A 16,537-nucleotide genomic window follows, 5' to 3' on the forward strand; every position below is an offset into this window, starting at 1 on the left:
GGCCATCAACCAAACAAAACAATATTTGGTATCAACAAACATGAAACACTATTGAGTTCTCAAACAACAGATCGATCAAGGGATCCTCACCGCCACACGACGAACCAGAGGCCGCTAAGCCTGCTGTGATGTTCGTGGAAGTGACTGATCGGTGAATCTCACCTTGCCGAAGTGCTCCGCTACTCTATCCATCCGTTTGCCATCTCGTCAACTCCCGGTTTCCCGGAGGTGAACGTCTGGTTCGTTCGGAGTGTTGGCCGCTTCCTATCGGAGGCCGCCGGAGCAACGACGTGAAACAGTACACCCGGTGCCACAGCATCGCAACCGCCGGATACGACGATCGCCCCAACCGTCAAGCGGTTGGGGCGATCGTCCAAGTCAAGCCACGGTTCAGTTCTGGACCGGGCGCAACCAGAGTGCTGCCAGAGGCGGAACTGTGATCGCAGCATGTGCCGGCTGGGCGTAGTGAGGCTTGTCCACACCCTTCACGGTGCCACCGTTACCCACACCGGATCCGCCGTACTGATCGGCGTCGGAGTTCAGGACTTCTTCCCAGTCACCTGCGAACGGCAGGGCCACGCGGTAGTCGTAGTGCGGGTTACCGGCAAAGTTGACCACGCACACCAGTGGGTTGCCTTGCTTGTCCCACCGCACAAAGGACAACGTGTTACGCCCGGCGTCGTTGGCATCCAGCCAGTTGAAACCGTCAGGCGTGTTGTCCTGCTCCCAGAGCGCGGGGGTGTCCTTGTAGACATCGTTGATCCGTGCCACCAACTCCTGCACGCCGCGGTGCGGTTCCGTGTCAGCCAGCCACCAGTCCAGGCTGCGTTCGTTGCTCCACTCGGATTCCTGAGCGAACTCCTGGCCCATGAAGATCAACTGCTTGCCGGGGTGTGCCCACATGAAGGACAGGTAGGCACGGACACCGGCCAGCTGCTTCCAACGGTCACCGGGCATCTTGCGCAGCAGTGAACCCTTGCCGTAGACCACCTCGTCATGGGAGATCGGCAGGATGAAGTTCTCCGAGTAGGCGTACACCAGGGAGAAGGTCATCTTGCCGTGGTGGTAGTGGCGGTACATGGGGTCTTCGGACACATACTCCAGGGAGTCGTGCATCCAGCCCATGTTCCACTTGATGCCAAAGCCCAGACCGTTGCTCTCCGTGGGCTGGGTGACACCCGGGAAGGCGGTGGATTCCTCGGCAATCATCACAATGCCGGGGTTACGCCGGTAGGCAGTGGCATTCGCCTCCTGGAGGAACCCGATGGCCTCCAAGTTCTCACGGCCGCCGAACTGGTTGGGTGACCATTCGCCGTCTTCACGGGAGTAGTCCAGGTAGAGCATGGAGGCCACGGCGTCCACGCGCAGACCGTCGATGTGGAATTCCTCCAACCAGAACAGTGCGTTGGCCACCAGGAAGTTGCGCACCTCGGTGCGGCCGTAGTCAAAGATCAGAGTGCCCCAGTCCTTGTGCTCACCACGCTGGGGGTCAGGATGCTCGTAGAGGGCCTCGCCGTCGAACTTGGCCAGGGCGAAATCATCCTTGGGGAAGTGCCCGGGGACCCAGTCCACCAGCACGCCGATTCCGGCCTGGTGCAGTGCGTTGACCAGGTACTTGAAGTCATCGGGGTTGCCGAATCGCGACGACGGCGCGTAGTAGCCCGTGACCTGGTAGCCCCAGGAACCACCGAACGGGTGTTCCGCCACTGGCATGAATTCCACGTGGGTGAAGCCGTGATCGCGGACGTAGTTGACCAGCTCGGTGGCCAAATCGCGGTAGGAGAGCCCCTGGCGCCAGGATGCAATGTGCACCTCGTAGACGCTCATGGGTGAGTTGTGCGGATCGGTCTGGGCGCGCTGTTCCATCCAGGTCTGGTCGGAGAATTCGTAGTCGCCGTCCCAGACGCGTGATCCGGTGCGCGGGGGCTCCTCGGTCCAGCGGGCCATGGGGTCGGCCTTGTCCCGCCACTGACCGTCACGGCCCAACAGCCGGTACTTGTAGGTGGTTCCCACGCCGACGCCCGGGATGAACACCTCCCACACGCCGCTGCCGCCCAGCGAGCGCATGGCGTGTTCGGTGCCGTCCCATCCGTTGAAGTCACCGATCACCCGTACGGCCTGGGCGTTGGGGGCCCAGACAGCAAAGCTGGTGCCCTTGATCTCGCCAAAGCTGGAAGGCCAGCTGCGCACGTGCGAGCCCAAGGATTCCCACAGGGTTTCGTGGCGGCCTTCACCGATCAGGTGCAGGTCAAGATCCCCCAGGGTGGGCGCGTAACGGTACGGGTCATCGAGTTCGATCGGCTCCTGGTTGCCCCAGGTGACCATCAGTCGGTAGTCGGGAACGGTGCCGTCCTCAGACGGAATGTGCCCTGAGAAGATCCCACCCCACTCATGGGACAGACGGTGGGTGGTGCCATCGGCCAGCACGGCCGAAACATGCGTGGCGAATCGCCGGAGGGTCCGGATGGCCACCGTCCCTTCACCGGTCGGGTGCGCGCCCAGAACCTGGTGGGGATCGTAGTAACGCCCCTCGGCCACTGCGGCCAGGACGTCCTCGGAGATGGTGTTTGCCACGGGGTGCTCGCTTCCGGTGTTCGAGGGCTCTTCAACAGCGTCTTCGCTGGAGGCTTGCGCCCACGGTAGAGAGCCAGCGGAGTTTCTCTCAACTGCGGGAGTCACGGGTGCGTCATTGTTGGGTTCTGTGACGTCACCGTGCTGATGGTCTTGCGGGGTGGTGCCGGGTTCAACTGACTGGGTTGCCTCTGAGTCGGACAGTGCAGCAGTGACCGCAGCCATGGGCACGTCAATCCAGTCAGGACGGTTACGGGTTTCGTAGACCACCTCATAAAGGGCCTTGTCCAGCCACAGTGCACGGAACACAGGGTCCTCACGGTCCACGGGCTGGTAGCTCACGGAGGACCATCCCTCCAGGAACGCATCCGCTGCGGTTTCTCCCCACTGGGTGGTGTCCGCCCCGGATTCCTTGTGACCGAAGGCCGCGGCATAATCCAGGGACCGCAGCATGCCCACCACATCCCGCAGCGCCAGATCCGGCACCACACGTTCGTGGATGGGCCGCAGTGGCTCGCCTTCAAAATCCAGGATCCGGTAGGCGCCGTCGGCACCATGCAGCACCTGCCCCAGGTGGTAGTCACCGTGGATGCGTTGCAGGGCGGGGAGGTCCTGGACGTCCTCCAGGTTCTCCACCACGGCTTCCAACGCTTCTGCGTGGCGATCCAGTGCCGGGGAGAGTTCCTTGCCCGCCCACGCGAGGCGTTGGGTGATCCCGTCCAACAAACGACGACGCCGCGCCGGATCCGCCGCCTGTTCTCCAAAGGCACTGACCAGGTCCCTGTGCATCCGAGCCGTTGCTCGGCCCAACTCGCGGGCTTCTGCCGAGAAGTCCCGGTTGGCTGAAGCCGCCTCCACGGCTTGCGCCCAGGCATCTGCGGCGCCATCCACCAATTCGGTCACCACAACCACTTGTCCCACGGCGGTGCTGGCAGAAACGGCGGCGGTGTCCGAGTCTTGAGAAGAGGCCTGGGACCAGGTCAGATCCGCCCATCCCCAGGTGTGGGGAACCACGGAGGATCCCAGCTCCGTCAGTTCTCGCCCGACCTCAACGTCTGGATTCACACCATCTGAGACCACGCGGAAGAACTTGAGAATCACGGCTGACTCCCCCGGTTCCACCGGGCGGACGATCACGGAGGTGTTGGACTGCTCGGCGGAGATCACCTGGACCTGTTCGGATGCCTTGACCTCCGAGACCGCAGTCAAAGACGTGTTGGAAGCACCAGTCAACCTGGCCCCACCGGATCGGAGTTCACCTGAACCGTGCAGCAAACGCAGAACACCGTCCAGGAACTCAGGACTGTCCACGGCCTCTCGCACGAACTTCTGCGCACCGTCAATCAGTGCCTGGCCGATGTCCCCAGGCCCGGCGGAGGTGCTTACCACCAGGGGGATCTGCAGCAGTTCCCGGCGCCGGCCTACCACGGCTTGCACCAGGTAGATGGCGGCCGCGTCGTCGTCGTTGTGAGCCGAGGAGCAGGACACGGGAATGCGAGCCACCACGCTCACATCAGGGGTCCCAGCGGATGATTCGAACGGGTACCAGCGGCGGCCCGGAAGCCACTGCGCCAACAACTGCTCAAGCTGCGGATGGGGAGTCACCGTGGTCTGGGTGCTCAACTTCACCACTCCTTGTGGTTTTCCTGCGGCGGTCAACGACGACGGCGCAGTGCGCCGCCCGGTGGGGACTGGGCTCAGCCCAGGGACGAGACGATGGGCAGGGCACGGGTTTCCGGCTGGTTGCCGTCAGAGTCCGGGGCGCTGCGCACACGCAACCAGTAGAAGTCCTGCGAACCCAAGGTGGCATGGAAGTTGCCGTCCTGTCCCACAGCACCGAACTCCTCGCCACCAAAGATCTCCCGCAACCCGCGGCCCGCGTATTCGGCCAGGTCCAGTGTGGCCCGGGCCGGGGTGTGGGACAGGTTGAAGACGCAGACCAAGGTTTCTGAGGCCGGACCGTGGCGGTCATCCTCCGCGCGGTATTCGCGGACAAAGGCCAACACGGATCCGTGATCCGTGGGCACGTTGCGGTAATCCCCCATGCCAAAGGCCGCGTGTTCCTTGCGTACCAGCAGCATGCGCCGCACCCAGTGCAGCAGGGAGGATGAGGAAGCCAGCTGGGCCTCCACGTTGGTCTGCCCGTAGTGATGCACCAGGGACTGAACCACCGGCAGGTACAGCTTGCCCGGATCCGCATTGGAGAACCCGGCGTTGCGGTCCGGGGTCCACTGCATGGGCGTACGGGAGGCATCACGGTCATCCAGCCAGATGTTGTCCCCCATGCCGATCTCATCCCCGTAGTACAGGAACGGGCTGCCCGGCATGGCGAACAGCAGGGCGTGGATCAGCTCGGTCTCCGCCCGGGAGTTGTCCAGCAACGTGGCCAGACGACGCCGGATGCCCACGTTGGCGCGCATCCGCGAATCCGGGGCGTACCAGCCCAGCATGGCTTGGCGTTCCTCCGGGGTGACCATTTCCAGGGTCAGTTCATCGTGATTGCGCAGGAACGTACCCCACTGGGTGCCCCGCGGAATGGCCGGGGTGGCATCCATGGTCTCCACGATCGGAGCAGCCTTCTGATCCCGCAACGCGTAGAAAATCCGCGGCATGATCGGGAAGTGGAAGCACATGTGGCACTCGGGGTCCTCCTCCGAGCCGTAGTACTCCACCACTTCCTCCGGCGGCTGGTTGGCCTCTGCAATGATCACGCGACCCGGGTACTGCTCATCCACCATGCGGCGCAGGCGCACCAGGAAGTCGTGGGTGCCCGGGAGGTTCTCACAGTTGGTGCCGTCCTCCTCCACCAGGTACGGGATGGCATCGGCGCGGAAGCCGTCAATGCCCATGTCCAGCCAGAACTTCACGACGTCGAACACGGCATCCTCAACCTTGGGGTTGTCAAAGTTGAGGTCAGGCTGGTGAGAGAAGAACCGGTGCCAGAAGAACTGCCGGCGCACAGGATCAAAGGTCCAGTTGGACTCCTCCGTGTCAACAAAGATGATGCGGGCGTCCTGGTAGAGCTCATCCGTGTCAGACCACACGTAGAAGTCACCAAAGGGGCCGTCCGGATCCTCACGGGAGGCCTGGAACCACGGGTGCTGATCCGAGGTGTGGTTCAGGGGCAGATCCGTGATCACACGCAGACCACGAGCGTGGGCCTCTGCCACCAACCGTTTGAAGTCGGAGACGGTCCCGAACTCATCCAGCACGGAGTAGTAATCGGAGATGTCGTAGCCGCCGTCACGCAGCGGGGACTCGTAGAACGGCGGAATCCACAGGCAGTCGATTCCCAGCCACTGCAGGTAGTCCAGTTTGTCGATCAGACCGGAGAAGTCACCCGAACCATCCCCGTTGGCATCCGAGAAGGCCCGGACCAGGACCTCGTAGAACACGGCCTTGCGGAACCAGTCGGGATCGTGGGAAATACCCGGGGCATGGACACCAAAGTTGGAGGGGTTCAAGGCGTTCACAGGCGTGCGCTCTCCTGGACTGGATTGTTCGGACGGAACCGCTCAGGCCAACCTGCATCAACTCTGACGTCAGGCCAACAATGCGGTCTAAGAATACTGGCAATACAGAACCGGCCGTGCACCGTCACCTGACGATGACGCCTGCACGGCCGGTTCTGATGTTGCAACATTGCCCGCAGGTGCTGTGATCAGCGGCTGCGGCGGACCTGCACAATGTGGACGGGCTCGTAGAACGGGTCAAGACGCACCCACACGTGCTCGCCCCAGTTCCAGGAAGCACCTGTCAGCAGATCATCTGCGGAGAAGGTGCCGTCCTCATGACGGTCCTCCGGACGCAGCTTCAGAGCATCCAGGTCCAGATCGATGTTGGCAATTCGCACTGAATGGGGATCGGTGTTGACCACCACGATCAGGGTGTCCTCGTGCTCGCCGTCGTCGTCCGTGACCGTCTTGGTCTTGGAGAAGCACAGCACGGCGTCGTCATCCGTGTTGTGCAGGGTGAGGTTCTGCAGATCCAGCAGAGCGGGGTGCTCGCGGCGGATCTGGTTGAGGCGGCGGACGTACGGGGCCAAGGAGTCACCGCGGGCCTCAGCGCCGTCGAAGTCGCGGGGACGGTACTGGTACTTCTCGTTGTCGTTGGCTTCCTCAGCACCCTGGCGCTGGACGTTTTCGTAGAGCTCAAAGCCCGCGTACATGCCCCACAGCGGTGATGCCGTGGCGGCCAGTGCGGCGCGGATCTTGAAGGACGGGCGCCCGCCGTGGACAAAGTAGTCCGTGAGGATGTCAGGGGTGTTGACAAAAAAGTTGGGGCGGTAGTGGGAGGCGGTCTCCCGGGAGATCTCCTCCAGGTACTCCTCCAACTCCCACTTGGCGTTGCGCCAGGTGAAGTAGGAGTAGGACTGCTGGTAACCGGCCTTGGCCAGCCCCTGCATCATGGCCGGGCGGGTGAAGGCCTCCGCCAGGAACACCACTCCGGGATCGATCTTGTGGATCTCCCCCAGCAGCCATTCCCAGAACCACAGGGGCTTGGTGTGCGGGTTGTCCACGCGGAAGATTCGGATGCCGTGGGACATCCACAACTTCACGATCCGCAAGACCTCCTGGGAGAGGCCCTCAGGATCGTTGTCAAAGTTCAGGGGGTAGATGTCCTGGTACTTCTTGGGCGGGTTCTCCGCATAGGCGATGGTGCCATCAGCGCGGGTGGTGAACCACTCCGGGTTGGACTGCACCCAGGGGTGGTCCGGGGACGCCTGAAGTGCCAGGTCCAGGGCAACTTCCAGACCGAGTTCATGAGCACGCGCCACAAAGGCATCGAACTCTTCAAAGCCGCCCAGGTCCGGGTGGATGGCGTCATGGCCACCCTCGGCTGCACCGATGGCCCACGGGGAACCGGGGTCCCCCGGAGCCGGTGTCAAGGAATTGTTGGGGCCCTTGCGGTGGGCCACACCGATGGGATGGATGGGCGGCAGGTAGATGACGTCAAAGCCCATCCCCGCAACGGCATCCAGACGCTCAGCGGCGGTGACAAACGTGCCGGAACGCCATTGACCGGTCTCCGGGTTCCACTCCGCGCCCTCGGACCGCGGGAAGAACTCGTACCAGGCACCGCGCCCGGCTGCTTCACGCTCCACACGGATGGGGTAGCGCTGCGATTCCGTGACCAGGGCGCGGATGGGGTTGCGCTCCACCGCGGAGAGGATGCCGCGATCCGTGGCCTCTGCAAAGCGCTGTCCGGCAGGCACGGAACGGTCCTTGAGGTGTTCGGCAACCTTGGTGAACAGGCTGCGCTGGTCCTGCGGGCGCTCGGACTCTGCTGCGGCCCGCTCGAACACCAGCGCGCCTTCATCCATCATCAATTCGACGTCCTGGCCAACGGCCAGCTTGATGGCGGCGTCGTGATGCCATGTGCCGAAAACATCAGAGAAGCCCTCGATGGCAAAGCTCCAGTCACCCTCCGAGGTGGGGGTCAACCAGCCTTCGAAGCGGTCCGTGCCTTTGCTCTTGAGGGTGAGCAGAACCCGCTCGGTCTCCTGCCCCTCCGGGTTGTACAGCACGGCAGCCACACCCAGGGCGTCATGGCCTTCCCGGTAGACGGTGGCACCCACCCGGATTGATTCGCCCGGAACCGCGGTGGCCGGCCGCTGCCCGTTGTGCACCACGGGAGAGACCTGCTCAATCGGGATACGGCCGTAAACCAGATGGGAGCGATCGACGACGGCGCTGGACTCCGGCGTGCCTGCGGCGGCAACACCAGTCGGCTTCAGCGGCGACTGGGCGGGAGCCGGTTTGGTGGCCGGATCCTGCGTGGAATGCGTGGGGCTGGCTGAGTTGTTCGAGTTCAACGAAGTCACGTGTCTCACCGTAGTCAGTCCGGCGCCGCGGATGAAGTACCTGGAGAGATCCCCGTCACGATTGCGCCTGGTTGCCGCTCGAATCGTGCCACAGGCATACACCCGATATTCTGCGCCTGTGAAGGCTATCCGCAGGTTCACCGTACGCACTGTCCTCCCCGAGTCGATTCGCCCTCTGAGCAGGCTCGCCAACAACCTCCGCTGGTCGTGGAACAAATCCACCGAACAGCTCTTTGCTGATCTCAACCCACAGGCTTGGGACAGCGTCAATCACGACCCCGTCAAGCTCCTGGGTTCCTTGACCCGCGAGGAAATTCAGCAGATCGCTGAAGATCCCGAGTTGGTTGAGCGCATTCAGACGCAGGACGCCGAGCTGGAGACCTACCTGGGCCAAGACCTCTGGTACCAGCAGGAAGTTTCTGCTGATTCCCCCAAGTCCATTGCCTACTTCTCCGCCGAATACGGCATCACCTCCGTTCTTCCGCAGTACTCCGGCGGCCTGGGCATCCTGGCCGGCGATCACCTCAAGACCGCCTCTGACATGGGCATCCCGATTGTGGGTGTTGGCCTGCTCTACCAGCACGGCTACTTCAAGCAGTCCCTGTCCCGTGATGCCTGGCAGTTGGAGGACTACCCGGTTCTGGATCCGGACGGTCTGCCCCTGAGCCTGCTGCGTGAGGACGACGGGACGCCGGCACGGGTTGACCTCCCCTTGCCGGACGGCAGGCGACTTCTGGCGCAGATCTGGCGCGCCGACGTCGGCCGCGTCCCCCTGCTGCTGCTGGACTCCGACATTGCTGACAACGACGACCACGCCCGCAACATCACCGACCGCCTCTACGGTGGCGGCGGGGACCACCGCCTCCAGCAGGAATTGCTGCTGGGCATGGGCGGTGTGCGCGCCCTGCGCATCTTCTCCCGTTTGACCGGGGCCCCAGCCCCCGAGGTGTTCCACTGCAACGAGGGCCACGCAGGCTTCCTGGGCATTGAGCGCATCTCCGAGCTCATGGCACCAGGCACCGGACAGGTACCCATGTCCTGGGACGAGGCCCTGACCGCCGTCCGCTCCGCCACGGTGTTCACCACGCACACCCCGGTACCTGCCGGCATTGACCGGTTTGAGAAGGACCAGATCAACCGGTTCTTCTCCGCAGGTCTTGCCCCGGAGGTCCCCACGGACCGCATTCTGGCGCTGGGAGACGAGAACTACGACGGCGGTGACCCGTCCAAGTTCAACATGGCCGTGATGGGTCTGCGCCTGGCACAGCGGGCCAACGGTGTGGCCAAGCTGCACGGCAAGGTCTCCCGTGACATGTTTGCCGGGCTCTGGCCGGGATTTGAACATGACGAGGTACCCATCACCTCCGTGACCAACGGGGTGCACGTTCCGTCCTGGATCGATCCCCGCATGGAGGTCCTGGCTGTGGACCGCAGCCAGCCGGACCTGGAATCCCGGTGGAGGGCCATCAACAAGGTGGACGACGCCGAGTTGTGGAAGGTCCGCCGCGAACTACGCTCCGCCTTGGTGGAGGACGTCCGTGCCCGCCTGCGCGCCTCCTGGAAGAAGCGTGGCGCCGCGGATGCCGAGTTGGGCTGGACCGAGTCCGTCCTGGACCCGGACGTTCTGACCATCGGTTTTGCGCGCCGGGTGCCCACCTACAAGCGGCTGACCCTGATGCTGCGTGACCCTGCACGCCTGCAGCGTCTGCTGCTGGACCCCCACCGCCCTGTGCAGCTGGTGGTGGCCGGCAAGTCCCACCCCGCGGATGAGATGGGCAAGCAGATGATCCGTGACCTGGTGAAGTTCACGGATGACCCGGAGGTGCGCCACCGGATCGTGTTCCTGCCGAACTACGACATCGCCATGGCCCGCACCCTGTTCCCCGGCTGTGACGTGTGGCTGAACAACCCGCTGCGTCCTCTGGAAGCCTGTGGCACCTCCGGGATGAAGGCCGCCATCAACGGTGGCCTGAACCTGTCCGTGCTGGATGGCTGGTGGGACGAGATGTACGACGGCCAGAACGGCTGGGCCATCCCCACCGCGGACGACCGGGCCTCCACGGAGGAGCGCGACAACATTGAGGCTGCAGCCCTCTACGAGTTGATCGAGGATCACGTGGCCCCCCGCTTCTACGGGGAGAAGGCCTCCTACGACGACGACGTTGTGCCCCACCAGTGGTTGGCCATGGTCAAGCACACGCTGTCCAACCTTGGCCCCAAGGTCTCCGCCAAGCGCATGTTGGAGGACTACGTGCGCAAGCTCTACATTCCGGCAGCACTGTCGGGACGTGAAGCAGCCGCCTCCGAGCATGCCGCAGCACGCGAATCCTCCCGGTGGATCAATCACGTCCGCCAAGGCTGGGCCGGTGTGCGGGTGGAGCACGTGGAGGCTGAGGCCGTTGCAGAGATCCCACAGATCGGTGACAACCTGACCGTGACCGCCTACGTGCAGTTGGGTGAGCTCTCTCCTGATGATGTCACCGTGGAAATCGGCTACGGCCGGGTGTCCGAGTCCGACCACATCCACGAACGCAGCTTTGGCGTCCTGGACCAGGTGCGGGCCACCACCGACGGCAAGTGGGCCTTCACCGGTTCCATCACCATCGACCGCTCCGGGCCATTCGGGTACACCGTGCGGGTGCTGCCCAACAGCAAGCACTTGACCAACAAGGCTGAGTTGGGCCTGGTGGTCAACGCCTGAGGGTGAGCCTCCACCGCGGATCAACAGAACGCCCGTTCCGGGATGCACCGGAACGGGCGTTCTGTTTGATCAGCCTGAAACAGCTCCTGAGCTGAAAGGACAGACTCTCAGATCAACCGCAACACCGTGACAGACATGGACGGCGCCACCGTCGAATCGCCGGTGGGCAGACGCATTCCGTAGCTGGGCCGCAGGGCGGCATCCGTGGAGAACAGCAGCTCGAAGCCTGTGGGTGCGTCCTCCGGCTCAGCTTCCTCCCCGCGGCTCACGATCTCCTCGATCGCGTCCTGGGACGGCAGGGTCACCTCAACATCGAGGGCACTGCCATTGACCAGCACCAGCGCGGTGGTGGTCCCGGCACGGGCACCAATGACCATCTGAACGGTGCGGAACCCGGCGGCCTGCCACTCGTAGGAGTGCATGTGGTTGCCGCTGGGCGAGAACCATTCCATGCGCACGTCATGGACGCGGCGCATGTAGTCCTCTGGCTGGTCCTGGAGGAACCGGCGACGCAACCGCAGCAGCTCCTGGGTGCAGGCCAGCATGGCGCGGTCCGCCGGAGTCTTCTTCCAATCCACCCAGCCGATGGGTGAATCCTGACAGTAGGCGTTGTTGTTGCCGCCCTGAGTGCGCAGGAACTCATCCCCCGCGGTGATCATGGGAACGCCCTGGGACAGCAGGAGTGTGGCCATGATGTTGCGTGCGGTCCGGGCACGGGCTGCCCTAACCGAGGCAGTGCGCGCGGGGCCTTCCTCCCCGTGGTTCCACGAGTGGTTGTCATTGGTACCGTCCCGGTTGCCTTCCCGGTTGGCCTCGTTGTGCTTCTGGTCATACGCCGTGAGGTCATACAGGGTGAAGCCATCGTGAGCGGTCACAAAGTTCACGGCGGACAACGGAGTTCGCCCGGAGGCCTCAAAGCGACTGTTGGACCCGGCCAGGGCATCAGCCAGCCGGGACAGGCTTCCGCCGGTTCCGCCGCTGGCAATGGCCCGCTGATCCGTCAGCCAGAATTCACGCACGGTGTCCCGGTAGGAATCGTTCCAGTCGGCCCATCCGGGCGGGAAGTTTCCGGTTTGCCATCCGCCCATGCCCACATCCCAGGGCTCTGCGATCAGCTTGGAGGCGCCGATGCTGGGATCAGCGGTGGCAGCCACCAGGAACGGGTGGCGCTGGCTGAAGGTGTGCTGCGAATCCCGAGCCAGGGTGGGCGCAAGATCGAAACGGAAACCGTCAATGTGAACCTGACGCACCCAGTACCGCAGGGAGTCCAGGGTCATGCGCACCACGTTGGGGTTGGCAAAATCCAGGGTGTTTCCGCACCCGGTCATGTCCAGGTAGTGCCCGTTGTGGTGGCGGTACCAGTGCTCATCGCCCAAGCCACGCCAGCAATACGGCTGCTCCGTGGGGCCACCTTCTGCCGTGTGGTTGTAGACCACGTCCAGGACCACTTCCAGGCCGGCCGCGTGCAGCGCCTTGACCATGGCCTTGACCTCATCCAGCACACCCTGCGTCCCGCGAGCCCGAGCCTCCGCCGTGGCATAGGCCGCGTGCGGAGCAAAGTAGGACAGGGTGTTGTAACCCCAGTAGTTGGTCAGCCCGTTCTCCGTGAGGTGGGCTTCATCCAGGTGGGCGTGGATGGGCAGCAGCTCAACGGTGGTGATGCCCAGTGACTTCAGGTAGTCGATCATCACCGGATGCCCCAACCCCGCGTAGGTTCCGCGCAGGTGTTCCGGGATGTCCGGGTGCTGGATGGTCAGGCCCTTCACATGGGCCTCGTACACCACGGTGTCCCGCCAGGGGATGTCCGGGTGGACGTCATCGCCCCAGTCGAACCGTTCGTCCACCACGGAGGAGACATAACGGGTGCCGTAGGCATCCGGGCGGTCATCGTGTCCGGGCAGTTGGTCTGCACGGGCCACACGCTCGATTCCCAGGCCGTGCGGATCCAAGAAGATCTGTCCGGTTTCCGGGGTGTGGTTGGGCTGGCGCAGCATGCTGGAAGATGTGGGGATGAACCCGTAGCGGGTCCCCGGCGGCAGAGCCATGAACGTGTACGGGTCCAAGTCACTGTTGGCTGAGGTCAGTGCCCGGTCCGGGCTGACATGGATCAGGTCAAAATGCACCCCACCTTCCAGGTGCATCAGCGTGTGCCGTTGCCACGGTTGCCCGGGTTCGGACCAGATCAGGTCCACTGCTTCCAGTCCGGGCGCCCACACGGCCACATTGGCCGCCAGGCTGTCACCGGGGGTACGGGAAACCCCTAAAGGACGCGAGCGCGGACGCGGGTGGGCACTGCTGACCGGACGATCCGGGGTCTGCATCAGGGGACGTTCACCGGGCACGACGACGCGCAACCTCGTACAGCGTGATGCCCACGGCCATGGACGCGTTCAACGACTCCATGGCGGAGTCAATGGGGATGGAGACGATCTGATCGCAGTTCTCCGTGATCAGGCGGGACAGGCCCTTGCCCTCGGAACCCACCACAACTATCAAGGGTTCCGTGGCCAGATCCAGCTGCGGGAGCTCAACGTCCCCGCCGCCGTCCAGACCCACCACAAAGAATCCTGCGACCTTGGCCTTCTCCACGGCCCGGTTCAAGTTGGTTGCCTTGGCCACCGGCACGCGGGCGGCAGCACCTGCGCTGGTCTTCCACGCCGTGGCCGTGACCCCGGTGGACCGACGCTCCGGAAGCACCACGGCATCCCCGGCAAAGGCGGAGACACTACGGATGATGGCACCCAGATTGCGAGGATCCGTGATGCCGTCCAAGGCCACGATCAACGGTGCGCGCTGCGACTTGTCCTTCTGCCACGTGGCCATGACCTGGCCTATCAGATCTTCGGCGTCGTCGTACTCGTACGGTGGGACCTGCAGGGCAACGCCCTGGTGAACGGCGTCCTCCGTGAGCCGGTCCAACTCAGGCTTGGTGGCCTCCAGGACCGGCACCTGACCCTCCGCGCACAGTTTGAGGATTTCGCGGATGCGGTCATCGGCCTCAATGCGAGTGGCCACGTAGAGGGTCTTGGCCGGGACACCGGCCCGCAGCGACTCCAGGACCGCGTTGCGTCCGGTGACCAGATCCTCGGTCTTTCCTGGGCCGCGGCGGTTGTGGCCACGCACGGGCCCGCGCTCTGCCGCACCCTTGGGTCGGGCAGCATTGCGGCGCTCAGCGGCCTTCTTCATCTTGTAAGCCTTGTGATACGGGCGATCCTCGGCCTTGGGGGTGGGGCCCTTGCCCTCCAAACGACGACGACCGTGGCCGCCCGTGCCCACACTGGGGCCCTTCTTCTTGCTGTTGCCTGCACCTGGACGACGAGACGTTGCCATGAAAGTTCCTACCTGTTCTTCAAAAGTTTCCAGTGGCCCGTATGAGGGCCGTCACAAGCTGGGGTCTGTCAACCCAACGACCACGTGGATCCGCCGGCACCGTCTGCCACCTGGACGCCGGCTGTCGCCAGGGTGTCCCGGAGGCGGTCGGCCTCAGCCCAGTCCTTGGATGCCCGAGCCGCTGCACGACGCTCCAAGAGGTCCTTGACCAGGTGATCCAACGCCTGGTGCTCGCCAGCGGCACCGGATGCACCGTCCAGATCCATGAGCTGGCGCAGCCCCAGGATCTCCGTCATGGCAGCCACCGCACGGGCGGATCCGGCGGCAGATGACGGTGCAGCGTCATCGTTGGAAGGAACAGAGTGGAGGGCAGCATTGCCTGCGCGGACGGCGTCGTGGAGGGCACCGAGTGCGCGGGGGACGTTGAGGTCATCGTCCATCGCTTCCCTGAAATTGGCGGGAATCTCCGCAGGAGTCCACCCCAGATCCACGCCGGCCTCCTGCGCGGCCTTGAGGAATGCCTCCACCCGCTCGACGGCGGCCGTGGCCTCCTCCAAGGACGTGGGCCGGTAATCCAGGACGGAGCGGTACTGAGCCTGGCCCAGGTAGTAGCGCACCGCCAACGGACGGGCCATCTGCAGCATCTCCTCCGGGGAGATGGTGTTGCCGATGGACTTGGACATCTTCTCCCCCTGGTAGGTCACCAGGCCGTTGTGCAACCAGAAGTTGGCGAACCCGCGGCCGGCCGCAGCGGACTGAGCCAGTTCGTTCTCGTGGTGAGGGAAGCGCAGGTCCAGGCCGCCACCGTGGATGTCAAAGGTGTCCCCCAGATACTTGCCTGCCATGGCAGAGCACTCCAGGTGCCAGCCCGGCCGGCCACGGCCCCACGGCGAATCCCAGGCCGCAGTCTCCGGATCCGAGTCCTTGTGCCCCTTCCACAGGGCGAAGTCCCGGGGATCCCGCTTGCCACGCGGATCAGCGTCCGGGGCGTCCTGCATGTCCTCCACGCGTTGGCGGGTCAATTCCCCGTACCGGGGCCATGACCGGACATCAAAATAGACGTCCCCGGAACCGTCTTCAGCCGGGTAGGCGTGACCGGCCTGAATCAGTTCAGTGATGAGTTCATGCATCTCCGGAACGTGACCGGTGGCGCGGGGTTCATACGTCGGATCCTCGATGCCCAGTGCACCGTAGGCCTCCGTGAAGATCTTCTCGAACCGGTAAGCCAAGGCCCACCAGGCTTCCCGGGGGTGACCACCCTGGAACCCATCGGCAAAGGAGGCCAGCGAATTGGCCAAAATTTTGTCGTCAATGTCCGTCACGTTGCGCACGGAGGTCACGGTGTAGCCGTGACCATCACGCAGCCAACGGGTGAGGATGTCAAAGACCAGGGCCGAGCGGACATGCCCAATGTGCGGGCGGCCCTGCACCGTGGCACCGCAGTAGTACAACCGCGCCTCCCCCTGATGGACAGGTGTGAAGTCACGGATGGATGCTGTGGCGGTGTCGTAGAAGCGCAGGGTCACTCTGGCAAGTCTAACGATCCAGCCGCCGTCAGGCTTGCGGGACCACCAGGGCAGTGGCCACAGCAGCCAGCCCCTCCACCCGCCCGGTGAAACCCAAGTGGTCCGAGGTGGTTGCAGCCACCGTCACGGGGCATCCTGCGGACTGGGTCAACACCGCCTGGGCTTCCTCCCTGCGCGGGGCAAACTTGGGCCGCTGCCCGATCAACTGAACGGCGATGTTGCCGGGGATGAAACCTGCCTCCCGCACGATCTGTGCCGCCTCCCGCAGGATCCGCTCCCCCGAAGCACCGGCCATGTCCGGGCGATCCACACCAAAGTTGGAGCCCAGGTCCCCACAGCCGGCCGCTGAGAACAAGGCATCCGCAGCGGCGTGGGCCACCACGTCACCATCCGAGTGCCCAGACAGGCCCCGCTCCCCCGGCCAGTGCAGACCGGCCAGCCACAGCGGCACCGTGCCGGACTCGTGAGCAGCACATTCCTGATCCGAGGCAAAGGCGTGCACATCCACGGAAATGCCCGTACGCGGCAGGTTCATGGGTGCTGATGAGGGGTGTTCGGTGCTCATGTGTGGTTCTGGCCTTTCTG

General features: G+C 64.1%; 8 protein-coding genes. 1 reads left to right on the forward strand and 7 read right to left on the reverse strand.

Annotated features, from left to right (window positions below):
* Positions 1-390: 390 nt before the first annotated feature.
* The 3 genes from glgB to GTW58_RS10915 form a co-directional block, all read right to left on the reverse strand.
* The gene (glgB, locus tag GTW58_RS10905; protein WP_209436528.1) at positions 391-4,194 is read right to left on the reverse strand and encodes a 1,4-alpha-glucan branching protein GlgB; all 3,804 of its coding nucleotides are present in this window, start codon (positions 4,192-4,194) and stop codon (positions 391-393) included.
* Between the two features lie 74 nt (positions 4,195-4,268).
* Positions 4,269-6,044, reverse strand: a complete 1,776-nt coding sequence (gene treS, locus GTW58_RS10910) for a maltose alpha-D-glucosyltransferase (protein ID WP_047691849.1) — start codon at positions 6,042-6,044, stop codon at positions 4,269-4,271.
* Positions 6,045-6,232: 188 nt separating this feature from the next.
* Positions 6,233-8,395, reverse strand: a complete 2,163-nt coding sequence (locus GTW58_RS10915; protein ID WP_369792986.1) for an alpha-1,4-glucan--maltose-1-phosphate maltosyltransferase — start codon at positions 8,393-8,395, stop codon at positions 6,233-6,235.
* Between the two features lie 118 nt (positions 8,396-8,513).
* On the opposite strand from GTW58_RS10915, the gene glgP reads away from it, so the two are divergent.
* Entirely contained in the window at positions 8,514-11,096 is a 2,583-nt protein-coding gene (gene glgP, locus GTW58_RS10920; protein ID WP_189587288.1) for an alpha-glucan family phosphorylase, read from the forward strand.
* A 107-nt stretch (positions 11,097-11,203) separates the two neighbouring features.
* On the opposite strand, the gene glgX is transcribed toward glgP, so the two are convergent.
* The 4 genes from glgX to ispF form a co-directional block, all read right to left on the reverse strand.
* Entirely contained in the window at positions 11,204-13,417 is a 2,214-nt protein-coding gene (glgX, locus tag GTW58_RS10925) for a glycogen debranching protein GlgX (protein ID WP_119933478.1), read from the reverse strand.
* A 10-nt stretch (positions 13,418-13,427) separates the two neighbouring features.
* Positions 13,428-14,426, reverse strand: a complete 999-nt coding sequence (gene rlmB, locus GTW58_RS10930) for a 23S rRNA (guanosine(2251)-2'-O)-methyltransferase RlmB (RefSeq protein WP_119933464.1) — start codon at positions 14,424-14,426, stop codon at positions 13,428-13,430.
* Between the two features lie 68 nt (positions 14,427-14,494).
* Positions 14,495-15,952: a cysteine--tRNA ligase gene (cysS, locus tag GTW58_RS10935; protein ID WP_119933465.1), complete on the reverse strand. Its 1,458-nt coding sequence runs from the start codon at positions 15,950-15,952 to the stop codon at positions 14,495-14,497.
* Positions 15,953-15,980: 28 nt separating this feature from the next.
* Positions 15,981-16,517 carry a 2-C-methyl-D-erythritol 2,4-cyclodiphosphate synthase gene (gene ispF, locus GTW58_RS10940; protein WP_119933466.1) on the reverse strand — a complete coding sequence of 179 codons (537 nt, stop codon included), beginning with the start codon at positions 16,515-16,517 and terminating at the stop codon, positions 15,981-15,983.
* Positions 16,518-16,537: the final 20 nt, after the last annotated feature.

The sequence above is a fragment of the Kocuria subflava genome (assembly GCF_012163155.1).
GTDB classification, from domain to species: domain Bacteria; phylum Actinomycetota; class Actinomycetes; order Actinomycetales; family Micrococcaceae; genus Kocuria; species Kocuria subflava.

Coding starts and splice junctions, on each gene's coding strand:
- glgX (WP_119933478.1), bottom strand. CDS start 13,417: ATGCAGACCCCGGATCGTCCGGTCAGCAGTGCCCACCCGCGTCCGCGC.
- rlmB (WP_119933464.1), bottom strand. CDS start 14,426: ATGGCAACGTCTCGTCGTCCAGGTGCAGGCAACAGCAAGAAGAAGGGC.
- ispF (WP_119933466.1), bottom strand. CDS start 16,517: ATGAGCACCGAACACCCCTCATCAGCACCCATGAACCTGCCGCGTACG.